Source organism: Pedobacter zeae (assembly GCF_014196715.1).
In the GTDB taxonomy this organism is placed as follows: domain Bacteria; phylum Bacteroidota; class Bacteroidia; order Sphingobacteriales; family Sphingobacteriaceae; genus Pedobacter; species Pedobacter zeae.
Genome location: NZ_JACIEF010000005.1, coordinates 141,672 through 166,475, shown reverse-complemented (window position 1 = coordinate 166,475; position 24,804 = coordinate 141,672). Strand labels below are relative to the sequence as shown.

At 39.7% G+C, this 24,804-nt stretch carries 18 protein-coding genes; 11 read left to right on the top strand and 7 right to left on the bottom strand.

Annotation, left to right across the window (positions count from 1 at the left end; translation table 11 throughout):
* Positions 1-412: 412 nt before the first annotated feature.
* From GGQ60_RS22710 to GGQ60_RS22660, 11 genes are all read left to right on the top strand, one after another.
* Positions 413-1,360 carry an outer membrane protein assembly factor BamD gene (locus GGQ60_RS22710; protein WP_183768721.1) on the top strand — a complete coding sequence of 316 codons (948 nt, stop codon included), beginning with the start codon at positions 413-415 and terminating at the stop codon, positions 1,358-1,360.
* Positions 1,361-1,363: 3 nt separating this feature from the next.
* Positions 1,364-1,690 (top strand): DNA-directed RNA polymerase subunit omega, encoded by a 327-nt coding sequence (locus GGQ60_RS22705; protein WP_090988294.1) that lies wholly within the window; start codon positions 1,364-1,366, stop codon positions 1,688-1,690.
* A gap of 72 nt (positions 1,691-1,762) precedes the next feature.
* Positions 1,763-2,959 (top strand): bifunctional phosphopantothenoylcysteine decarboxylase/phosphopantothenate--cysteine ligase CoaBC, encoded by a 1,197-nt coding sequence (gene coaBC / locus GGQ60_RS22700; protein ID WP_183768719.1) that lies wholly within the window; start codon positions 1,763-1,765, stop codon positions 2,957-2,959.
* Entirely contained in the window at positions 2,956-3,852 is an 897-nt protein-coding gene (gene porD / locus GGQ60_RS22695; RefSeq protein ID WP_183768717.1) for a type IX secretion system protein PorD, read from the top strand. The genes coaBC and porD overlap by 4 nt, the downstream gene beginning before the upstream one ends.
* A gap of 411 nt (positions 3,853-4,263) precedes the next feature.
* Positions 4,264-4,635, top strand: a complete 372-nt coding sequence (locus GGQ60_RS22690; protein WP_183768715.1) for a BlaI/MecI/CopY family transcriptional regulator — start codon at positions 4,264-4,266, stop codon at positions 4,633-4,635.
* A gap of 95 nt (positions 4,636-4,730) precedes the next feature.
* Positions 4,731-6,770 (top strand): M56 family metallopeptidase, encoded by a 2,040-nt coding sequence (locus tag GGQ60_RS22685; protein WP_183768713.1) that lies wholly within the window; start codon positions 4,731-4,733, stop codon positions 6,768-6,770.
* A gap of 100 nt (positions 6,771-6,870) precedes the next feature.
* Positions 6,871-8,523: a DNA repair protein RecN gene (recN, locus tag GGQ60_RS22680; RefSeq protein ID WP_183768712.1), complete on the top strand. Its 1,653-nt coding sequence runs from the start codon at positions 6,871-6,873 to the stop codon at positions 8,521-8,523.
* A 165-nt stretch (positions 8,524-8,688) separates the two neighbouring features.
* Entirely contained in the window at positions 8,689-9,927 is a 1,239-nt protein-coding gene (locus GGQ60_RS22675; protein ID WP_183768711.1) for a carboxypeptidase-like regulatory domain-containing protein, read from the top strand.
* A 425-nt stretch (positions 9,928-10,352) separates the two neighbouring features.
* Complete coding sequence (locus GGQ60_RS22670) at positions 10,353-11,588, top strand: carboxypeptidase-like regulatory domain-containing protein (RefSeq protein WP_183768710.1); 1,236 nt, start codon at positions 10,353-10,355, stop codon at positions 11,586-11,588.
* Positions 11,589-11,685: 97 nt separating this feature from the next.
* A complete protein-coding gene (locus GGQ60_RS22665) occupies positions 11,686-12,753 on the top strand; it encodes a PA0069 family radical SAM protein (protein WP_183768709.1) in 1,068 nt (355 codons plus the stop codon).
* 187 nt (positions 12,754-12,940) lie between these two features.
* Entirely contained in the window at positions 12,941-13,813 is an 873-nt protein-coding gene (locus GGQ60_RS22660; RefSeq protein ID WP_183768708.1) for an ATP-grasp domain-containing protein, read from the top strand.
* Positions 13,814-14,083: 270 nt separating this feature from the next.
* On the opposite strand, the gene GGQ60_RS22655 is transcribed toward GGQ60_RS22660, so the two are convergent.
* The 7 genes from GGQ60_RS22655 to GGQ60_RS22625 all read right to left on the bottom strand — a co-directional run bounded on the left by GGQ60_RS22655 (position 14,084) and on the right by GGQ60_RS22625 (position 24,791).
* Complete coding sequence (locus GGQ60_RS22655; protein WP_221236027.1) at positions 14,084-14,608, bottom strand: CAP domain-containing protein; 525 nt, start codon at positions 14,606-14,608, stop codon at positions 14,084-14,086.
* A gap of 142 nt (positions 14,609-14,750) precedes the next feature.
* Positions 14,751-17,303 carry an ATP-dependent Clp protease ATP-binding subunit gene (locus GGQ60_RS22650; protein ID WP_183768707.1) on the bottom strand — a complete coding sequence of 851 codons (2,553 nt, stop codon included), beginning with the start codon at positions 17,301-17,303 and terminating at the stop codon, positions 14,751-14,753.
* Between the two features lie 531 nt (positions 17,304-17,834).
* Positions 17,835-18,332 carry a BLUF domain-containing protein gene (locus GGQ60_RS22645; protein WP_183768705.1) on the bottom strand — a complete coding sequence of 166 codons (498 nt, stop codon included), beginning with the start codon at positions 18,330-18,332 and terminating at the stop codon, positions 17,835-17,837.
* A gap of 530 nt (positions 18,333-18,862) precedes the next feature.
* Positions 18,863-20,104: a hypothetical protein gene (locus GGQ60_RS22640; protein WP_183768703.1), complete on the bottom strand. Its 1,242-nt coding sequence runs from the start codon at positions 20,102-20,104 to the stop codon at positions 18,863-18,865.
* 235 nt (positions 20,105-20,339) lie between these two features.
* A complete protein-coding gene (locus tag GGQ60_RS22635; RefSeq protein ID WP_183768701.1) occupies positions 20,340-21,551 on the bottom strand; it encodes a DUF4998 domain-containing protein in 1,212 nt (403 codons plus the stop codon).
* 30 nt (positions 21,552-21,581) lie between these two features.
* Complete coding sequence (locus tag GGQ60_RS22630) at positions 21,582-22,781, bottom strand: DUF5000 domain-containing lipoprotein (protein ID WP_183768696.1); 1,200 nt, start codon at positions 22,779-22,781, stop codon at positions 21,582-21,584.
* A gap of 24 nt (positions 22,782-22,805) precedes the next feature.
* Positions 22,806-24,791 (bottom strand): RagB/SusD family nutrient uptake outer membrane protein, encoded by a 1,986-nt coding sequence (locus tag GGQ60_RS22625; RefSeq protein WP_229685193.1) that lies wholly within the window; start codon positions 24,789-24,791, stop codon positions 22,806-22,808.
* Positions 24,792-24,804: the final 13 nt, after the last annotated feature.

The window sequence follows — 24,804 nt, the reverse complement described above, 5'->3', positions numbered from 1 at the left end:
ATAAACCCTGCAAAGCAAATTCAGCAAATAATGCGCAAAATCCCGTAAACCTATGGTTTACAGCAGAAAATAATATTGCCTGATGTAAAACAATTAAGGCTTCAGGCTGTTTTACCCTCCCCTTCAAACCCACAGGTTTCGAAAACCGGATGGGTTTTCCTTGGAGGGTTTGAAGAAAGTGCGGAATAGCCAAAACCTACAAGCACAGGAACAGGCTTTGATGATAACACATAATAGATATAGCTATCATACTATCATAAAAACTACGAATGCCCCTTTGCAGGGTTAACGGCATCTATTATATAGTATATGTTAAAATTTGTTAACTGTTATACCCTACTGAATTGCTTTGCATAGCTTAGCGGCGAATTGTTTTTATTGATGTTATCGTATTATTAATTATCTTTGCAGAATGTTTAAAGTTAAACACTTAATTATTTTAGTATTTGTTGCCGCTTTGGGGATTGCGGGTTGTAAAAGTCGCTTCGAGAAATTGAGGGCTAGCAATGATGTTGCAAAAAAATACCAGGAGGCGTTGCGTTTATATAATAAACGCGATTACAGTAAAGCATTGATACTTTTTGAGGATCTTTCTCAAAAATACCGCGGCCGTGCAGAAGCCGAGGATCTTAACTATTATTACGCTTATACTTTATATAGATTAAGTGATTACACAACCGCCAGGTATCAGTTTAAAAGCTTTGCGGAGACTTACCCGGCAAGTAAAAATGCAGAAGAAGCGAGGTACATGGGTGCTTACTGCTATTATTTAGAATCGCCAAATTTCTCTTTAGATCAGGAAAACACTTATAAAGCCATTGATGCCCTCCAATTGTTTATCAACTTATACCCTACCAGCGACCGTGCCGCAGCTGCAGCTAAATATATCGCTACTTTAAGAGGTAAACTGGAGGATAAAGCTTTTGAAAATGCGAAAATGTATTTAACAACCGGGCCTAGTAATATCGATAATTACAGAGCGGCAGTTATTGCTTTAAAAAATGCACAGAGAGATTATCCGGATATTAAATATGCCGAGGAAATGGATTTCTTGATGATCAAGGCCCAATATTTATATGCTAAAAACAGTTTGGTTTACCGCCAGGAAGACCGTTATAATGAGGCACTGGCTTTATATACCGAGTTTACCGAAAATCATCCTGACAGCAAGTTTGCGAAAGAAGCTAAAGGGCTTAAGGAAGACGTTGAAGCAGGTATTGCAACCACCAAACAAGAATTGGCTTTATACGCTGCCGATCAGGAAAAATACAAGCAGATGCTGATCAGAACCGGTAGATTAAAAGATACCGTTTCTACTAAACCAACTAATGCAGATAATACGAATATTAAAAACAAGTAATAGATGAATACTAACAAACCTGCTGTACCAAATACTACAGTAACCAGAAACGTACACGATTTAGATAAAACTACCGATAATTTATACGAATCGTTAGTGGTAATTGCTAAAAGGGCAAACCAGATCTCGAACAACGTTAAAGAGGAGTTACACGGTAAATTGGCAGAATTTGCTTCTAGCAACGATAATTTGGAAGAAATTTTCGAAAACCGTGAGCAGATTGAAATCAGCAAGCACTACGAGCGTATGCCGAAGCCTGTTTTGGTTGCTATGGATGAGTTTTTGAATGGCAAAGTTTACCATAGAAACCCTGCCAAAGAACAAAAGTAATTCGCATAAGGCAAAGAGCATGGCGCAGTTTTGTAGGCATATTAATGCTCTAAGCCCCATGCCCTGTATCCTATGCTGAAAAATAAAAATATAATCCTTGGCGTTTGCGGTAGTATCGCAGCCTATAAGTCGGCATTTCTGGTCCGGCTGCTCGTGAAAGCTGGTGCAAACGTAAAGGTTATTCTTACTTCTGATGGTGCTAATTTTATTACACCACTTACCCTTGCTACGCTTTCTAAAAATCCGGTTTATACACAATATTTCGAAGAAGAAACGGGTGTATGGAGCAATCATGTTGAACTGGGCTTATGGGCCGATCTCCTCATCATTGCGCCGATAAGCGCCAACACTTTGGCTAAACTCGCCACGGGAATTTGCGATAATTTACTGACTGCAGTGTATCTTTCGGCCAAATGCCCGGTGTACGTTGCCCCTGCAATGGACCTCGATATGTGGAAACACACCACTACCCAAAGTAATATTGATCGCCTGACCAGTTTCGGCAATACTGTTATCGCTCCCGCTGACGGAGAACTGGCCAGCGGACTCTGGGGAAAAGGCCGAATGGCCGAACCTGAAGAAATTGTTTCTTTCCTGGATAATGCCATTAAAAAATCTTCACCTTTATTTGGTAAAAAAGTGTTGGTTACTGCCGGGCCTACTTATGAGGCCATAGATCCTGTGCGTTTTATCGGTAACCACTCTTCAGGAAAAATGGGTTTTGCCCTGGCCGACGAGTTGGCCAGACTTGGTGCTGATGTTACCTTAATTGCCGGGCCTACCACACAAAAAGCTACACAAAACTTAAAAAGGATTGATGTGGTGAGTGCACAACAGATGTATGATGCCTGTTTATCGGTTTTCCCTGAAACCGATATTACCGTGATGTGTGCTGCTGTTGCCGATTATCGCCCTAAACAGGTTGCCACGCAGAAGATCAAAAAGCAGCAGAGCGATCTGGTGCTTGAACTGGAAAAAACTACCGATATCCTTGCATCTTTAGGCAGCGCTAAAAAAGCACATCAAATTCTGGTGGGTTTTGCCCTGGAAACCAATGATGAGGAAAATTATGCAAAAAGCAAGCTGGAAAAGAAAAACCTCGACCTGGTGGTTTTAAATTCTTTAAACGATAAGGGCGCCGGCTTTAGATCAGATACCAATAAAATTACTATTTTTAACAAGGCTTTAGAACGCAGTGTTTTCGAAATGAAAGCTAAAGCTGATGTTGCTAAAGATATTTGTTCGGCTATTTTAAAAATTGCAAAATGATAAAAAGGATTTTTGGGCTGTTGGTATTGTTAATGGGCTTAGGCAAACTACAGGCACAGGAACTCAACGCGCGTGTAACCGTACTGGCTCCTCAGGTTTCGAACATTAGCAAACCAACAATTGATGCGCTTCAAAAAACCATCCGCGATTTTTTAAACAATAATAAATTCAGTAACGAAAGTTACAAACCCCAGGAACGCATTGAGTGCAGCTTTGTCATTACCATTAATTCGTGGGATGGCGGCTCCGGTTATACTGCCGAAGCACAGATTCAAAGCAGTCGCCCTGTTTTTAACAGTTCTTATAATAGTACATTGTTAAACATGAGCGATAAAAATTTCGATTTTAATTATCTTGATGGCTCTACAATTGATTTTTCTGATCAGAACTACATTTCAAATATCAGCGCCCTCCTTACCTATTATGCTTATACCATTATAGGAATGGACAAAGACAGTTTCAGTAAGATGGGCGGAACGCCTTTTTACAAAAAAGCACAGAACATCATCAATTTGGCGCAGGCATCGGGTAATACCGGCTGGAGAGCAGCTGATGGCTTACGCAACCGTTTCTGGTTTAATGAGAATGTACTGAACCCGATATTTAGTGAATTAAGAAGTTTCATTTACAGCTACCATTTAAGTGGGTTGGACCAACTAACCGATAACGATAAGGGTTTAACACAAATTATGGCTGCCTTACCGGCATTGCAACAAATGGACAAACAGAAATTGGGCTCTATTTTCCCTAATGTTTATTTTGCTTCCAAAGCAGAAGAATTAACCAATGTACTTTCTAAGCTCAACGGACAAGAGCGTATAAAGGCCTATAATATGCTGGCAGAAATCGATCCGGCTAATATCGGTAAGTATGAGGTACTGAAGAAGAATTAATATTGCTGGTTAAATCGGTTAATTGATCTTGATGCACAAAAAGCAATTCATTCTTTTTTTTGCGAGCCGTAACAGTATTTCAATTAAAACCAGCCTGCTTTCGTTCTTACCTGCCCATTCGTTCAGGCGGTCACTTGAAAGGCCATATGCGTTGGCCGGTTTCCACGATAATCAGATATAATAACAAGCATCTGTTTTTCATAGGTGTGGCTTCCCTTCCAAAGCCAGTAGCCTGCAACATTTTATATTTTCTTTCGTCTTATCTCCCAACAAACTGATTTACTCAACGGTCCGGTTACCGGTTAACCAGTTTAACAATTAACCAATAAAGTTAAAATTTTGTTAAAATATTTTGTTATTACGAATATCTTCGTACATTTGATTACGAAATAATTCGTACAACTGTAACATATGAGCAATCAGAACATCAAACCAACAGAAGGAGAAATGGAAATACTCCAGGTACTTTGGCAAAAAGGGAATGCAACGGTAAGGGAAGTGCATGAGGCATTGAATAAAAAAGATTCCGGTTATACCACTACCTTAAAACTGATGCAGATTTTGCACGAGAAAGGAATCGTAGAAAGAGATACCAGCCAGAAAACACATATCTACAGGGCACTTGTTAGTCAGGATAAAACCGAAAAGCAATTGGTGACCAAAATGATCGATAACGTATTTAACGGGTCGGCAGCAAGATTGGTAATGCAGGCTTTAGGTAATCACAGTGCGAGCGCAGATGAGATTGATGAAATTAAAAAATATTTAGATAGCCTTAAATAAGGCTGAGGTGAGGGTTGAAAAAGGTAGGGTTTGGGTCCCTGATAAGAATTAACAATTTTCGGTTTATCCCGGCATAAAAAATTAAAACCACCGTTATGGAAACTTTATTACAACAGTTCATCAAAGCATTTGGCTGGAGTATTTTAAACTCACTTTGGCAAAGCGCCCTTATTTACGGTATCTTATTTATCGTAATGCTTAGCCTCCCGAAGCTGGCAGCAAAACATAAGCACAATCTTGCTTTTGGTGCTATTATTTTAATGTTTGCCGGCTTTGCCTACAATTTCATCAATCAACTTATGCAGGGCATCGGCAGTAAGGAAGCTGTCATTAACCCTCAAAATGTACAGGTTTATCACTATTTCAACAACCTTCCTCAAAGTTTCAGCAGCAAAGCAGAACAGTACTTCCCCATCATTGTAATATTTTACATTATCGGCATTCTGTTGCAGCTATTCGTTATTGTTAAAGGTTATGGTCAGCTTTCTAAATTGAAGAAAGAAAGTTTAAGTGCCATTCCGGATCATTGGAAAGTTATTTTCGAACAGGTAACCGCCCGGCTTAAAATCAAAAAGATTACCAGGTTCCATTTATCCTCTATTGTCAATGTACCTTTGGTTATCGGGTATTTAAAACCCGTGGTATTGTTTCCCGTGGCCCTGGTAAACCAATTAGACAACGACCAGGTAGAGGCCATTCTGATCCACGAGCTATCGCACATCAGGCGAAACGACTTTTTACTGAACCTTATCAAAACAGCCATAGAAACTCTGCTTTTCTATAACCCTTTTGTGTGGCTGGCAGGCCGCTTCATCCACATTGAGCGTGAGCATGCCTGCGATGACCTGGTGCTTAAAATTACAGGAAAACCTCTTAACTATGCACATGCCCTGTTAAAACTCGAACTGCTTAAAGATAAAAACAGTCCGGTTTATGCCCTTGCTGCCACTGGCAAGACCCAAAATTTATATCAACGTATTAAAAGAATAACCAACATGAAAACAAATTATTTAAATGCCAAGCAACAAATGGCGGCCCTAACCCTTGGTGTGGCCTGTCTGTTCTCCATAGCCTGGGTGAATCCAACCGATAAGAAAAAAGAGACTAAAAAACAGACCAAGCAGGAAATGGTGAGGTTTATTACCTCAAGCCCGGTTTTAAACCCTGATCTCTGTACCGATACCACTAAAAAACGTAAAATAAAAATTGTAACCATCGATGCCAAGGGCAATAAAACCGAATACAATTCGGTAAAAGAAATGCCTGACAGCCTTCGTAAGGATTTCTACCGCGACCAACTTTTTGCAGGTAAAAATACATTCAGATTGCAGATGGATAGTGCATTTAGATTCAAAGATTCCCTATTCAGGGTTAAAATCGATCGAGAATTCAATTCGCCGGAAGCACAGGCTAAATGGAAAAAATTTGGGGAAGATATAGCTAAAAAATACAACTCACCAGAGGCACAGGCCAAATGGAAAAAGTTTGGGGAAGAGATGCAAAGGAAAATGAATTCACCGGAAGCACAGGCCAAGTGGAAAAAAATGAGTGAGGATATGGCTAAGGAATTCAGCTCGCCGGAAGCACAGGCAAAGTGGAAAAAATTGAGTGAAGAAATTGCAGCCAAAGTAAATAGCCCGGAATTCAGGCTACAATTAGAAAATGTCAGAACACATGCCTTAAAATCAAGTGATCTGGCAAAACTATCTGCCTTAAGTACATTACATGCCGATTCCTTATTGAAAACCAAAGGTCTCCTGCTTTCTTCTGATGGTGTATTTTTTAATTACAACGATAACTCAAACAGTAAGATAAGACAAAGCGAAGAATATAAGAAATTGAAAGAAAAGTTCGATAGCGATGTAAAAGAGCTGAAAGAGAAAATGGAGAAGAAAGGGAAAAAGGAAAAGGTAGAAGGTGGTAACAAAAGCTCACAGATCAGTCCTGCGGTAATACTTTATAATAATAAAGATTTTTCAGCCCCTGTTAAAACATTGAGAATTGAGAATGCGATGGTCACTTATAAAAATGCTGATTTTAAAATTGCAGACCAGCTGGCATTAAAAAGTTTTATAAAAACAGATGCCCCAATTGCCATTGCAAATAACAATACCATCAACATTTCGGTAAAATAAAAAACACACAACCAAACAGATTAAGGAGCAGCGGAGATTATTCTCCGCTGTTTTTGTTTTGTACTGGCCTGTTGAATAAATTTTAATATTTTTGCTGGGCATGCTACAAAAACTTTCGATCCGTAATTACGCATTAATTGATAGTCTTGATATCGAATTCGATAAAGGCTTAAATATCATCACCGGTGAAACCGGGGCCGGTAAATCCATCATACTGGGTGCATTATCGCTATTACTAGGACAGCGGGCAGAAAGCAAATACTTCTTTAACCAGGATAAAAAATGTGTTATAGAAGGTAGTTTTATATTGGCAGATGAAAACCTGAAAGAGCTTTTTGACGAAAACGACCTGGATTTTTTGAACGAAAGCCTTTTACGCAGGGAAATATCAATTGACGGTAAAACAAGATCGTTCATTAATGATACACCGGTTAATTTATCGATCCTGAAACTGATCGGCGAAAAACTGATCGATATCCACTCACAACATGCTACACAGGAAATCAATGATGCTGATTTTCAATTACTGATTGTGGATTCTTTAGCCAATCATCAATCATTATTGTTTGATTACCGCAGCGGTTTTAAAAAACTTAAACAGGATACTTCCCAGTTAAAAAAATTAATCGCTGAGGCCGACGAAGCCCGTAATAAACAGGATTATGAACAGTTTTTGTTTAATGAACTTGAACAGGCAAAATTACAGGAAGGCGAACAGGAAGAACTGGAGCAGGAACTCGAACGTTTAACGCATGCCGAAACCATTAAACGGGCATTACTTACTGCTTCGGGCCTGATCAATGAAAGTGAACCTTCTGCCCTACAGATTTTAAAGGAAGCTTCGTTACAGTTACAGGGGATAGAAAAATTCGATCCTGCCATTCATGCACTTTATGAACGGTTACGTTCATCGATCATAGAAATAAAAGACATCACCGACGAGGTTTCTGCTATAGAAGAAAATACCTTGCACAATGCCGATCGCTTAGAAATTGTAAACCAGAGGTTAGACCTGTTTTATTCACTTCAACAAAAACACAGGCTGGCCAATAATACAGAGCTGCTGGCCCTTCAAAAACAACTGGAAGAGAATCTGAACAGGCTCTTATCTTCTGATGAGCATATTGAAAAACTCCGGACAGCAATCGATGAGCTTAAAAAAGAACTTCATAAACAAGCCAGCCAACTAAGTGCTAATCGCAAAAAAGCCATCAAGGTGGTAGAAGAGCAAACCGGCATCACCCTAAAAAAAGTGGGTATGCTTAATGCCAAACTCGTTCTTGATCAAAAAACCTTAACTGAACTGAATAAAGATGGGTTGGACGAAATCAACCTGCTTTTTACCGCAAATGCTGGTCAAATGCCTGCTCCTGTAAATAAAGTAGCATCAGGGGGTGAATTATCTCGTTTAATGCTGGCTATAAAAGCACTGCTGGCCAGACATACTTCTTTACCGACTATTATTTTTGATGAGATCGATACCGGGATTTCGGGCGAAACGGCTTTAAAGGTTGGTGAAGTAATTGCTGACCTGGGCAAGAATATGCAGGTAATTTCAATTACACACCTGCCGCAAATCGCCGCCAAAGGAACCTCACACTACTTTGTATACAAACATGAGGAGAAAGGAAAAACCACTACCGGAATCCGCAAACTTAAACAGGAAGAACGTGTTGATGTAATTGCCGAAATGTTAAGCGGGAAAAACCCGGGTGCATCGGCCATCGAAAACGCCAGGGAATTATTGGCTTAGCTATCGTATGCTCACCACAAAGTCTGTATGCCCACAGGCCCTTTTCATGTCTACTTAAAACCGGTAAAGTTAGGGATCAGTGAAAACACAGACAAGGAATTACCATTAAGTAATATTTCTTTTGCATTTTTCATAAAACTAATAAATTAGTTTTATATTTATATAATGAGATCTGCACTACTTATATGTCTATTATTTGTTGGTAAATTTTGTTTAGCGCAGCAAAGCTATGTGCTTTCTGGCCTCGTTAAAGATAAACATGGCGAGGCTTTACCCGGGGCGGGTGTATATGTAAGCGGTTATAAAATTGCTACCGTTACCGATAACAACGGCAGGTATAACCTTCCTTTGAAACCCGGAAATTACGACATTTTAGTGCAGCTGATTGGCTATAAGGCCCTGAATAAAAACGTCGTGATTTCAGACAAGGCCGTAAAACTCGACCTCATTTTAGAAGAAAGTATAACCCAACTGGCAGAGGTGACCATAAAACCCGACCCAAACAGGGAGCATTATATCAACATGTTTAAAAGTTATTTTATCGGCACTACGCCTAATGCGGAGCAATGTAAAATCATCAATCCAAACGTACTCATTGTTGATTATGATAAAGAGACATTTAAACTCACGGTAAAAACCACTCAGTTCCTGATTGTAGAAAACAAGGCATTAGGTTACCGCATTAAGTACCTGCTGAACAATTTTGAATATGATGGTAAAACGAGGATCATTTATTATGAAGGTTTTCCCTATTACGAAGATTTAAAAGGCTCTGCAAGGAGAAAAAAAATCTGGGAGCAAAAACGGGTTGCGGCGTATTTAGGCTCTCCGCAACATTTTTTCAGGGCTCTTTTTCATCAACGCGCAACCGAAGAAGGTTATATCATCAATAAACTCATCACCAAGGAAAATCCAGACAGGCCATCTGACAGCACCATTAATGCCAACATTAAAGACTTAACAAAAGCGCAAACCGGTTTAACCAGTCCCTTAACCATTAGAACAGGCGATTCCTTAAACTCTTGGATAAAAATAAAAAAAATGCCAAGAGCGCTATCGATTTTAAGCCGTGCTCCCATCGCCCAGGATACACTGGTACATGTAGAGAACGAAAGCATCAGGAGCATTAATTTTACCGATAAGCTTTATGTGGTTTATACCAAAGAGCGCGAAGACCCTGCCTATGCCAACCGGATCGGTTTATCGATTGCAAGACCATTGGATATGCCTGACTACCAGATTTCGACCATCACCCTTCAGGTTGTTCCGGTATATTTCTACGAAAACGGCTCTATATATAATCCGCGTTCGATGCTTTATGCAGGTTACTGGGGCTGGGAAAAGATTGCCGATAGCGTGCCGATGGATTATTTGCCGCCAGCCGGTTTAGAAGGGAAAAAGTAACGGTACACCCAGAATACGACCGGAGCACCGTGCAGCGGGTTAAGAGTTTTACAATGCAGTCGACTGCGCGTACAGGCGGGCTTTGGCTGGCATGGTCCACCAATCCTGTTAAAGGTTTTTGTAGCATAGCAGCACCAACTTTGTTAAATAAACCCGACAGAGCGGGTAGCCCACAGTGAAGTGCAGCGTAACGAGGACTATGAGCGATGGCGGGACAACTGTAGCCATGAAAACGGGCCGCTGCTTTTCAAAAGCACATTGGTTGCCCTTCTGATACACTACCATTAACAGATACCTAAGGAATGCCCTCATGGCGGGAATATTCAGGATAATGGTAATTATAAGGCTTAAGCTTAAATGTTAAATTTGTTAAAAATCTTTTGCGCTTTTGATAAATATTAAGTCTTTTAATTACATTCGGCTCTATGATTAAAAGCCTTTTAGTAGCCCTTATATTCATCATTTTGGGTACTAATGCCGAAGCTCAAAATACCTTCTCGATCAGTGGGCTGGTTCGCGATCAGAAAGACGGATTGCCAGGAGCAAGCATTTATTTAAGTGGCTATAAAATTGCTACCGTGGCCGATAATGACGGCCGCTTTACCTTAACAAACCTAAAACCAGGCAGCTACGATATCCTGGTACAGCTGGTGGGTTATCTCCCCTACTCTAAAAGCGTAATTATTTCGGATAAATCGGTACAGGTAGAACTCGTATTGAAAGAAAATGTAGCCCAATTAGACGAAGTAGTGATCAGGGCCGATCCTAACCGGCAGAAATACATCAACCAGTTCAAAGAATTTTTTATCGGGAAAACACCCAATGCAGCACAATGTAAAATAATCAATCCCCAGGTTTTAAATGTCGATTTCGACGTAACCAAAAGTACCCTAACAGTTTCCACTACAGAATTTTTGGTAGTCGAAAACAAAGCTTTGGGCTACCGCCTTAAGTATATGCTCGATCATTTTGAGTACAACTCGCGCACGCATATTATCTATTATTCGGGGCACCCGTTTTTCGAAGAACTTAAAGCTTCAGCAGCTAAAAAGAAAAAATATATCGCCGCCCGTGAGGTGGCCTATTATGGTTCTTCGCAACATTTTTTCCGATCGCTTTATGCGAATAAAGCACAGGAAGAAGGTTTTATCATTAACAAAATGATCAAAATCCCCAATCCAAACCGTTATCCGCAATATGTAATTAATGCCAATTTGGAAAAAATCAAAGCCGTGCCTGAAAAAACAGGCATCAGGCAAACGAAAGGTAAAATAGACACGGCATTACTTGCCTTTTGGACAAAACAACAGGAAATGCCTAAAACCATCGACAAGTTTTCGAGAGCCGATGTACTTACCGATACACTGGTACATTATTATAATCAGAATTTAAAATACCTCAGCTATACCGATGCTTTGCTTATTCAATACACGAAGGAAAAAGAATCGCTGGCTTATTCTAAAACCGGTTTCTGGATTTTCAGGCCCCTGGATGTTCCTGAATACGAAATATCGGTAGCAAATTTAACGGGTGATGGTGTTCGTTTTTACGAAAACGGGGGCATTTACGACTCCCGGTCGCTGCTTTATGAAGGCTATTGGGCTTACGAAAAAGTGGCCGATATGGTACCGATGGATTATGTTCCGCTCCCAAAGAAGTAATAATAGAAAATAGAAGATGGAGAATCAGATCTAAAATTGTTGAAAAGTAAACATTTCTGATTATTAAAATTACTAAAAATATTAGTAATTTTAATCCATGGACGGAGCAGGAGAAAAACAGTATTTTAAAGGGCGGGGTGCCCAGGTTAATCCACACAATAAGTTTTTAAAGGATATTTACATCAAAGAACACAACGAAGGAATAGACGATTGGGAAGAGAGCGACCGTAAAACCTCCTTCATATTCGAAAATGCTAAAACCATTGTAAATAAAGTAGATAGTCCTGATGTGGGCATGGCATACTCCCTTAATCCTTACCAGGGTTGTGAGCACGGTTGTACCTATTGTTATGCCCGCAATTCGCACCAATACTGGGGTTATAGTGCAGGCATCGAATTCGAACGGAAGATAATCGTAAAAAAAGATGCCCCTGCCCTGTTTAAAAAGTTTCTGGAGAAAAAAGGCTGGGATGCCACCACCATTTCATTATCAGGCAATACCGATTGCTACCAACCTGCGGAAAGGAAATTTAAACTTACCCGCCAGTTGCTCGAAATTGCCCTGGCCTATAAGCAGCCCATTGGCATGATTACCAAAAACTCCCTCATCCTACGCGACAGGGATATTTTGCAGGAAATGGCCAAATTAAACCTGTGTATGGTTTATGTTTCCATTAACAGTTTAAATGAAGATTTACGCCAGGTAATGGAACCCCGTACAACAACGGCAAAACAGCGCCTAAAGGTAGTAGAAGAACTTAGCAAAGATGGGATTCCTATGGGCGTAATGGTTGCCCCTTTGGTACCCGGCTTAAGTGATCATGAAATCCCAAAAATCTTAAAAGCGGTTGCAGGTGCCGGTGCGATAAAAGCGGGTTATACAGTGGTACGGTTAAATGGGGCAATCGGCCAGATATTTGAAGATTGGCTTAGAAAAAATTTTCCTGACCGTTTCGATAAGGTTTGGCATTCGATTCAGAGTTGCCATGGCGGTAATGTAAACGACAGCCGTTTCGGTGACCGCATGCGCGGAGACGGCAACATTTCTCAGATGATCAGGGATAACTTCAAACTGCACTGCAGGTTAAACGGCTTAAATGTAAAAGATATTATTTTAAACCACACGTTGTTCAAAATTCCGAGCAACCAGGTGAGTTTGTTTTAACATTCGGGGAGAAAATCCTCCGCTCTCAGGGCCGTGGTTTATAATCACGGCCATCTCAACATGTCGATCCCAATTTTAGAATCGGGATCTTCTATTTGCCTTGTAATTCCCTGAAAACAGTCAAAATATCGGATTCTTTAACAGCAGAAATTTGTAAACCGAACGGATTAAACTTAGTTTTAGCCCTATGAATATTGCATTGATCACTTATCTTGACAGGGGTGCTTATGATACCACTACCGTTGAAAGTGAAGACGATAAACTTTTATATTTTTTAAAAGGAAAGGGCTTGAAGATTGAAAAAGTAATCTGGAACGATCCAGATGTGGCCTGGGAAGATTATTCGCTGGCCATTTTAAAATCGCCGTGGGATTATTTTGACCTGATTGGAGATTTTTACAAATGGCTCGATCAGCTGGAAAGCAAAAAAGTAAAATTGATCAACCCGTTTGGGGTAGTGAGGTGGAATGCCAACAAACAATATCTCCAGGAAATTGAACAGGCAGGTTTAAAGATTACCCCAAGTGTTTTTATCCGGAAGAATGAACGTATTAACCTTAAGCATTACTTCGAAAAATTTAATACCGGCAAGTTAATTGTAAAGCCATGCGTTAGTGGCGGAGCCAAAAACACCTTCCAGGTAACCATCGATAATGCTGAAGAAGTAAATCAAAAATTAAATCAGCTTACCCGGGAAGAAGATTTTATCGTTCAGCCATTTTTGCCAGAAATTTTAGAAAAGGGCGAGTGGTCTTTCATTTTTTTTAATGGCATTTACAGCCATTCGCTAATTAAGCAGGCTAAACCTGGTGATTTTAGGGTACAACCTGCGCATGGTGGTTCGGTGCACCCACAAAAGCCTGACGAAGAACGGATTGCCATCGCGCAGCAATATGTGGATGCATTTGCCAAGAACTGTCTTTACGCCCGGGTTGATGGCACTTTTGTAAATGGCGATTTTTTACTGATGGAATTAGAACTGATTGAACCTTTCCTGTTTTTGAATACCGAATCTCAAAATTATGAGCGGTATTATCAGGCCTTAAAGGAGCTGATGTAAAGAGAATCGTCATTTAAAGGGATAATTTATTGTATGGAGAGAGATTTAAGTAGAACAGAGCTACGGTATTCCGGGCTAAGCGGGCGGAAACGAAAAAAAACATAAACCATTCATAATTAAATAATTACAAAATACGCCACTGGTAAAGGAATGCAATGTAGTCGGGAATCTCCTCTTGCTCAGCGCAAGTTAAATCAGCTGTAAATAGATCTCTCCCCGTCTGTAATAGACAGGCATTGCATTCCAGTCCAAATGACGATCGTAAAGGTTTTATTTCGCTGCAAAAACCTGAACCCAGTAATTATCTGTTTTGGCCGCACCCATTTCTTTAAAAGACGCCGTCATGATGTTTTTACAATGGCTTTCGCTGGCTATCCATTCGTTAAAAACCTGTGCTTCTGACGTTTGTCCTGCAGCAATATTCTCGCCTACAGTTGTCCAGTTGTAGCCTGTAGCCGTAACTCTTACCCCAACCGTTTCACCGTTTGCGGAGGTATGTAACATGCTTTTAATCGATGCCATGTAATTACTTTGATAAATTGCAGCTGAGGCCAGATTGGCATTCCAGGTTAAAGCGGCAACAGGTGGCATTTTAGTCGTACCACAATTACAACCGGCCAGGCGTGTGTCGTTAACCAATTTTAACAGCACATCGTTATTGATGTTTGTTGCCGTTGAAATTTCTATTTTTAATGTTTTAGGTGAGGTATCCGGTGTATTGGAATCAGCTCCTTTTTTACAGGATAAAGTACAGCACAGCGCTATACACATTAGCGGGAAGACGATGGATTTCATTTTATAGTTTGTTTAAGGAAAGATACTATGATTTTAATTAAAAAAAATAATTAATACCCATCTTTTTCGCATTCCAAAAACATTTAATCTTTAACGGAATATCGTAAAACAAAAAACTCCCGATTTTCATCGGGAGTTTCATTTATTTACTTGAAGAATCTTCTTCTTGTTTTGGCTCTTGTTTTTTCTTTTCGTCTTTTTTGTGGTTGATCGAAATCAGTTGGGCTGTTTTATCGTAATCAATTTCTAAAACGTCACCTTCGGCAAGTTCGCCTTTAAGAATTTCTTCCGCAATCGGGTCTTCTAAGTATTTCTGAATGGCTCTTTTTAACGGACGAGCACCAAAATTACTATCAAAGCCTTTATCAGCAATATATTCCTTAGCATTATCGGTTAATACAATTTCATAGCCAAGGGTATGAACACGGCCGAATAAAGCTTTTAACTCGATATCGATAATTCTAAAGATTTCGTCTTTGCCTAAGCTGTTAAATACCACTACATCATCCACACGGTTTAAGAATTCAGGTGCAAAAGCACGTTTTAATGCGCTTTCGATTACACCACGGCTGTGTGCATCGGCCTGGTTTGTTTTCGCTGTTGTAGAGAAACCAACACCCTGACCAAAATCCTTAAGCTGACGTGCACCAATATTAGAAGTCATGATGATGATGGTATTTCTAAAATCAACTTTACGACCTAAACTATCCGTTAATTGTCCTTCATCCAAAACCTGTAATAAGATATTGAATACATCCGGGTGAGCTTTTTCAATTTCATCCAACAAAATTACAGCATAAGGTTTCCTTCTAACTTTTTCAGTTAACTGGCCACCTTCCTCATAACCCACGTATCCTGGAGGCGCTCCCACCAAACGGGACACCGCAAATTTCTCCATATACTCACTCATGTCGATCTGAATCAAAGAATCGTCGCTATCAAACATGAAACGGGCCAGTTCTTTTGCGAGTTCTGTTTTACCCACACCTGTTGGGCCGAGGAAAATAAATGAGCCTATTGGTTTTTTAGGATCTTTTAACCCCGCTCTTGTACGTTGGATGGCTTTGGTCAATTTCCTGATCGCATCATCCTGGCCAATAATTTTCTCCGCCACTTTATCGTACATGTTCAACAGTTTTGTACTGTCTGTTTGTCCGACACGCTGTACCGGAATTCCCGTCATCATTGAAACCACTTCGGCTACGTTATCTTCTGATACTTCGTAACGTTTAGTCTTGGTTTCAGCTTCCCACTCTGCTTTAGCTTTATCTAATTCTTCGATTAAATTTTTCTCAGTATCGCGAAGTTTTGCCGCTTCTTCATATTTCTGGCTACGAACAACCTTGTTTTTCTCCAACTTGATATCTTCAATTTTAGCTTCGATATCAATGATATTCTGTGGAACGTGGATATTCGTTAAGTGCACACGCGAACCCGCTTCATCTAAAGCATCAATCGCTTTATCCGGTAAGAAACGATCAGAAATATAACGAGACGTTAACGTAACGCAGGCCTGGATGGCTTCATCTGTATACGTTACCCCGTGGTGTTCCTCATATTTATCTTTGATACGGGTTAAAATTTCTACTGTTTCATCCGGTGTTGCAGGCTCCACCATTACTTTTTGGAAACGACGGTCTAAAGCCCCGTCTTTCTCAATGTACTGACGGTATTCATCTAAAGTGGTGGCACCAATACATTGAATTTCGCCCCTTGCCAAAGCTGGTTTGAACATATTTGATGCATCCAATGAACCTGATGCACCACCTGCACCAACAATGGTATGGATCTCATCAATAAATAAAATCACATCGGTAGATTTTTCAAGCTCGTTCATTACGGCTTTCATACGCTCTTCGAACTGGCCACGGTATTTGGTACCGGCTACCAGCGAGGCCAAATCCAGTGTAACCACGCGTTTGCCAAAAAGCACACGCGAAACTTTACGCTGTACAATGCGGAGGGCCAAACCTTCTGCAATTGCAGATTTACCTACACCAGGCTCCCCGATCAAAATCGGGTTGTTCTTTTTCCTACGGGATAAAATCTGCGATACACGTTCAATTTCTTTCTCGCGGCCCACAATCGGGTCTAAACGGCCTTCTTCTGCGGCTTTGGTTAAATCGCGCCCGAAATTATCCAGAACAGGTGTCTTAGATTTTATATCGGAAACCTTTTTAGGTGTACTAAAGCTTTCCTCTTCACGATAGTCATCATCGCCTCCTGTTGAAGCGCTGTTTGAGATATCGTCTCTGAAACCATTTTTATTTACTTCAACCTCCTGTTTAAAAACATCATAAGTAACACCGTACTGTAACAGGATTTGCGAGGCGATGTTATCATCATCTCTCAAAACCGATAACAGCAAATGTTCGGTGCCAATTAAATCGCTTTTAAATATTTTAGCTTCTAAATAAGTGATTTTTAAAACTTTTTCTGCCTGTTTTGTTAATGGAATATTGCCTAAGTTTACTGTAACACTCGAGGTACCGCGAACGGCATCTTCAATTGAGCGGCGCAATTTACCGGTATCAACCCCTAACGATCTTAAAATTTTTATGGCCATACCATCGCCTTCGCGTATGAGGCCTAATAATAAATGCTCGGTTCCGATGTAATCGTGCCCTAAGCGGAGCGCTTCCTCCCTACTAAAAGAGATTACATCTTTAACCTGTGGTGAAAATTTTGCTTCCATAATACCTTTCTTAACAGCTACGTCCCTAAACTATAAAATAAATTATAAAAAGCGACTGTACCATTTTGTTTATTTTATCAACAATTGCGCCATACAGGTGGATAAAAGGCAGTAATGATATCCACCAGCTTAAAAAATACGGTTTGATTATCTTTCCTATAACTATATATCTATATACGTAATAACTGTTTTATAGGTTTTAAAAGGCGATTTAATCAAACTCTACCCTTTAAAATATTACTTTGTCGGTTTATTGTAAGGATTTCTTCGATTCGAATAACTGACAATTTGTTGCTTTTTACAAAGGCAATTTACAAGTTTTGACAGAAAAACAAAAAGAACGTGACATCATTTAACAATTTCATGAGCACAAAATAAATACCTAAATCTGATCAACCGCACTGCCAATAAACCCAATACGAATTTAACTGTATTTAGGTTGTTTTGGTTTTTAAAAAATGGTTATGATCAGTCATCACAGAGGAGACACCGTTTCACTCCAGAAACCAGGCAATGCTGTCATTAAATTTTTTAACCATAAAACGGCTCTGCAAATTCCTCTTTATGGTTTGAAGATAGCTTCTGCAAAAACTGTAGCGGAACATCGGCAACGCCAAGTTTATTACATTTTGAACTTATCTCATTCAGATTGAAATGACCCGATAGCGATGGATGAAGTTCTCCGTCAGTATGTTCAAATCCCATTCGCCATTCTGTAAAACATCGCTGTTCATATTTGCCAATCTGTAGTAAAACAACCGATTCATGACGGTCATCATTTACAATTTTCCTGAAAAGCCTGCGAATAATCCGCTCGTCTCCTTCAAGCAATTCCATAAATCTTCCTTTACTCTTCGTAATCGGAAGGCCCCTTACATATAATAATATTCCGGTTATGTTATTCCGGTTATTAAAATCTCTAGACTGACTAAATAGTACTTTAAGTTTATTATTGTTAAACAGATTACTTTCTATGCTGGTATAAATTAAATAAAAAATGGGTTTTAAAATTTCATCCTCTAATTTCATAAGGTAATTAACGCAAATTTCTATATTTACTGATAAAACACACCAATTATCTGATTATTCTTAAAAAAAACCAAACAAAACAACCTCAATTACCTAAATTCAGCCAAAAATCATTAAAAAACTTATTATTTACTTCCCATAAACCAATAGCCCAAATAATAGCCAGCCTAATCCTGGTTATTATTTTAGTCACCAAGAAAAAACCACCTATTTTCTATACAGCATGATCTATAAATTATATAAAACGAGGTTAAAATTGATGCTCTACGGATTCAATGATTATTGCTTTTTAGTGATTATGTTCTGAAAACTATCCTGGGTTGATCAGTACTTCCAAGGCTAAGCGGGTGCTGAAGGTGTTGAGATCTTTCGTTAAGCCTGATACAAGTTAGGCCAATCTAACCACTTTGGAACGGATTGCCTTATAAGGAGAAACCCCAAAAGTTAGACTAAAAACTTTTGGGATTTCCCTATCCGCTTTTCATTTTGTGGTTGAAAATTGGCTCAGGCCATTGCATTCAAAATAATGGTTATGGTGTATAGGTACCGCTACTCCATTCAGGTAAGCCATCTTTTCGCATGGCTTCTATAATTAAGCAATTGTAGACATAATCCCAACTTGATGAAACTTCACTATCCTGGTTTAGGCCATAAGGCCACCAATGTTGCCTATCTCCATTAAGTGGGGTGTCTTTACCGGTTATTTTTTTGAGTAAAGTATTTACCGTATTACCGGTATAAATCCCGTTCACTATAGCTGTGCCGGTCCACCAGTCGGTGGTTCCCGTTCCCAAAGTATGGTTGAACTCGTGCAATGTGGTACGTAATTTTTGATAAGTAGCATTAGTGCCATAACGTACCCAACCCGTATTAGTTGCATCAGCTGTTCCTACACCGGGCACGTAATTTAATGTGATATTCTTAGTTGCTGATGTATAGTTGTTTAAGTACCAGCAAGCGCTATCAGCAGCAGCAGTTATGCGTGCATAGGCATTGATTTCTTCCTCAGTTGGGTTTGATGATTTATTAATCGTATAGGTAACATTTCCTTTTGCAATGGTTTTAAAGGTAACTTCACTGCTGTAACTCACCCCCTTTGCATTAATGGCATAGGCTCTGGCATAATAAGTGGTTTTTGGTGTAAGGCCTTTTAAGCTCAGCCTAAACTTACCAAGTCCGGCATTATTATGCTTCACTTTGCTACTACTGACCGTAGGATTTGGCAGGGACGCATAAACAATGCCCCGTTCTGTAATGGCATCTCCCCCATCTGTTAACACTTCAATATCTGCTGCTGCTACCGTCGAGCCTATAATATACATGGGCGAAAAACCAAATGTTGCGCCGGCTATACTGGCTGTGGTGAGTTCGATTTCATTACCGTAAGCAACTCCTGCTTTATTAATGGCAAAGGCTCTGACATAATATTTGGTTGAGGCAGTTAAGCCCGTAAGCTGACTGATAAAAACACCTGAGCCATTAATGCTAACAACACCAGCCTTTTTACTCTCAATAGTCGGTTTAGGTGAGGTACTCCAGCAAATCCCCTGGTCAGTAACGGCAGAACTTCCCTTGTTAATAATGGTTCCTCCACTTATCGCTCCGGTGGTTGTAATGGAGGTAAATTCGCTAGTGGTTAAGGTAGCAACAGTGCCGGTTACTTCCGTCTTGGCAGTTGTGATCTCTGCTACTTTTTCAGTTTTTTTACACCCGCCAATCAGGGCAATAATAAAACATGCTGCAATAAGATATTTTTTTGATTGAGTCTTCATTCGGTTCGTTATTTAGTGAGGAAAAAATTTAGGCAATAGCGGGTCAGAATCAAGAATCAAACACTTGTTTCTATGTTTTGCTAAAGGAATTCTGAACAAAAACGAGGTTGCATCCTCAATGTAATTCAATCGAATTTGTCACGTTGAGCCTGTCGAAACCTGTAAGACATTTAAAACAGGTCCTTCGACAAGCTCAGGATGACAATTCAGTATTAATGATACAACCCCGGTAAAATTATTTAGCCCATTTTAATAACTTCACACTTCCAACCTTAATATATTGACCGGTGTTAGCTATAGATACGCCGAAACCTATTGATACTGTAGTTTGTTGTGTAAGTGAAAAATTTAATTCACCATCAGCGATATTGGCATAAGCAATAGCTGCAGTTGGAATATCAGTTACATTAGGTAAGGTGTTACCGACAGCAACAGCAATATACCTTGATCCACCACTATTCTGATCAATACCGGATAACCTAAAAGTATACCTGCCTGCGGGTAATGTGATGGTTTGATAAATAAGACCATTGGTAACAGGCGTATTGATTCCCCAGCCGGATTCGAAAGATAATACGCCAGTGCCATTTCTAAACTCATATCCACCATACTGATTGTTGTTGATGTTTTTAGCACCGGCACTGGTGGTCCATCCGGCCAATGTTCCCCATCTTGACCCATCATAAGTAGCCCTTACAAATGGGCCGGTATTCGACAATAAGCTGGTCATATCTTCATCCACAGAGAGATTGGCTGAATAAGCTACTCTGAAAGTATCTACGCAATTTGTATCTGGCAGAAACAAAGTACGGTACTTAAATGTTGAACCACTCTTATAATTTTTAAGGATTGTTTTAGTAGAATCAATTGGTGTTCTAACGGTAACCAGCGTATTGCTTGAATTTGTATACTGAAGCTCAGTTGTAAAAACACCGGTTAATTTATCCATACCTAACCATTGGATGGTTGCGTTGCCGTCTGTTCCTTTAACCGCTGTAGAAATACCGCGGTTACTTAACGAAGCTTTATAACGATCCCCATACGATCTGGCATTGGCATAAACCGGGATAGATTTATTACCCGCCTTATCATAAGTATATATGGTAAAATTCTGCAACCCTTCAGCACTGATGGGTATAGAGTAATTAAGTGTATCTACAATATTTTTTTTCACAACCGGGATTACTATTGAATCTTTTTTGTTGTTCCAAAATATTTTACAGCTTACCACTTTTGGATCTGCCAGGAAAAGTCCTTTTAACACAACTCTCGAATCACCAGAGTACATTTTCACAGAATCCAGTTTACCTGTATAAGAAATTTCGCCACCTGCTACAAATTTCTTAAAGTCATCCTGTTTGGTACAGGCACTGTAAACGCCTGCAACACATATAAGCAGGGCAGAAACAGTTAACTTTCTATATTTTTTAGATTTATAATTATTCATCTTTATCATTTTTAAATGAAACTTAAATCGCTATCGCGGATCCCCATAACATTGAATTTCAGAAATAGACTGAAAAGTTGTACCCTGCCAGTTTTTGTTAGATTTAATGCGCAGATAACGGAATTTTTTAGCAACAGCTCCAAAAGTATAACTGATACCGGCATTGGCAAAGGCATAATCTTCTGATGTTTGCACACCATAAGCGCTACCGGATGGTTTGGTAGATTTATATGATCCAATCATTACCCAATTATTAAAACTGCCATCTGCAGGAGGGTTATCCGATGCCCAGATTTCAAAATCTTTTAAATTTCCCCCATAATAGTACATCCTTCCGGCATTTAGGTATTCCGGATAGTTCCATACTACAATCCTACTTAGGATAGCAGGTTTTCCGAGATCGAACGTTACCCATTGTGGCGTTATCTGCGTTACATCCGTAAGTGAGCACCTTGGCCAGTCGATAAAGTTATTATCCCACATATTCTCTAATGCAGTGGAGGTGTAAGTCTGTACTGCATCTGTAGGAAGTTTTAACGCTTTATATAGTGATTTTGAAAGCGCTGTTTCGTATAGTGGCTTTAATGTAGTGTATAAGGTATCACTGTAATTTAACCACCTGTCGCGAATAGTAATGGCGAATTTACTTGCAATGGTATCCAAACCACGAATTGACTGGTTAATATCTGCCGCAGAAGTATATATGTTTTTACCCAGCGATTCATATTTACCATTTTTCATGATCATTACCTCAATTGATAAATCTGCTTTGGCCGGATTGCTTGAGGTAAAGTTAATGCCCGCAAAATCAGGTATCACTTTTAAGTTTCTGAATACTCCTTTAATCGGGTTTTCCAAAGGTTTGATTTTAACAATTGTTGGCGCTGAAGCGACCTCACTTCTGTTTACGGCATAAACCATAACTTCATGCTCATTGGTATCGCCAAAGCCCTCTACCAATAGACTGTTATTATAATAAGATGATTTAACTTCTGCCTCCGTACCGTTTGCTAATTTGTATACCGCTTTAACATAAAGTAAATCCTTATCTGCAGGCAAGCTATAACTAATTTTTGCGTTTGCCGGACCATTCTCTACTGTAATGTTGGAAACCTGCCCTGGTGGCGTTTCATTCTTTTCGAATGGTTTGAGTTCATCCTGCTTACATCCTATAAATGACACTATCATCATTGATAGCACCAAAAAAAATAGTTTATTAATCTTTTTCATATTTTTCTCTTGATTAATGAAATTTTACCATCCAGGGTTTTGTACCAGCTTAGGGTTAACGGTCAAATCATATGTTCTGATTGGCCATAAATAATCCCGCGGCGCTATAAAATTCTGGTTTAATACCGTTCTTACGCGGTAATAAGACTGCTCATCAGGCTGGTTTACACTCCACGCAGTAATGGGCTGATTAAACATTTCTGCCGCACGTTTCCATCTCCTGATATCCCAGTAGCGGCTGCCTTCAAAGGCCATTTCAATTAAACGTTCCTGTTGAATGATTTGGCGCATGCCATCTTTAGTGGTATATTTTGATGGATTGGTTGAATAGTTCGTCCATGATGTTTCTACACTTTGCAAACCAGCCCTGGTTCTGATCTTATTAATATAAGTGTAAACATCTGAAGAAGGGCTCGATAAAGTTTCATTCAGCGCTTCTGCATACATCAGATATAAATCGGCTAAACGAACCTCCGGCCAGGCATAAGTTCTGTAGGTTGCCCCGCTGTTGCTTTGCGACATATTCCAATCCACCACTTTCTTAACAAAATAACCGGTTTCATTGTACCAGCCAAAGTTATTCGCTCCGGCCAATTGTGTAGATTTGGCTTCAACCGTATAGGTATTTTCATCAGAACCTGAAGGGCTGTCATATTTGTACCAGGTAGCACCGTCGAATGCTAAATCGGCATAAAAACGTGGCTCTCTGTCAAAGTTTAATCTTGCAGTATTGTATCCTTCTTTGATATAAAAACGCTCTGCTTTTACTGCTTTCCTGATGGTATAACGGTTACTGAAATCGAGCGTTTTATCTTCGTTAATCGGCACACCGTTCCGCGTATAGAACATTTCTGCAATTTTAATAGGAGGAGCCAGCTGTTGTCTGGCTAGTCCTACCGGAATCGGATCTGAACCTTTCATTAAACGAGGCATCGCTACCTGTTGCATAAATGATGACAGGCTATTTGGGTTAGCCCAAACATGCTCAGAATTTTGAGCTACCCTTTCGGTTAATGCGCCTCTTATCGTAAGCTCCCTTAGTGTAGAGTCAGACAATTTAAACTGAGATCCTGGAAATTGATACAATTTAAATCCTGCGCTTTCGGCTGCACCTACCGCAGCTTTCGCCGCATCCCTGGCTTTTATCCACTTATTGGCATCGTAGGTCGTATTAAAAAGTGCAACCCCATCCTTATCCCTGAAACCTGCATAATCTGTGTTTCCGTTAAATAAAGGGCTTGCAGCAGTCAGCAGCAATCTTGCCTTGATTGCAAGTGCAATCGGCTTGGTAATACGCCCCAGCTCATTGGTTCTGTCAGTAATAATCACGGGTAAGTTTGTAATAGCTTCATCCAATAAATTATTTACATAATTCACGCAGTCATCAAAAGGCATCCTTTTAATTCTCACTTCATCAACAGACGCATCCAGATCCAGGTTTTTATCTACAATTGGAATCGGGCCGTACATACGAAGCAGCAAAAAGTTATAATATGCTTTTAAAAATTTTACTTCCGCGATCCAGCGCTGCCTTTCATCCAATTTAAGATCCGGAACTTTGGTTTGATCCTGTACATTTTCCAGGAAAATATTACAGGTTCTGATTGCTCTGTATAAACCAAAGTTATCACCATTTCCTCCTCCCTGATAACGTCCATTCCAGGCATCCATTAACGGATTGTCGGCATTCTGGCTACCTCTGGCAATGCGCCAACCATAAGAAATAAACTCGCGTTCTTCAATATTCGACCAGATTTCATCTCCAGCCATAAAACCCATGTTATATAGCGGTTCGCCATCTTTAGGCAAAAAGGAATAACAGGTAAATAAATACTTTTCTGCCTCACTCCTTAAGGTAAATGCATTGTCTATTGTGGCCACGTTATCAGGAACAATATCCAGATACTTTTTACATGAACCCAATAAAACTAAACTTAGCATTAGAATGGAGGCAAACCCCATTAAACCAGGCTTCTTTTTATTTTGAAATAATATTTCGGTATTTTTCATTGTATTTTCTTTA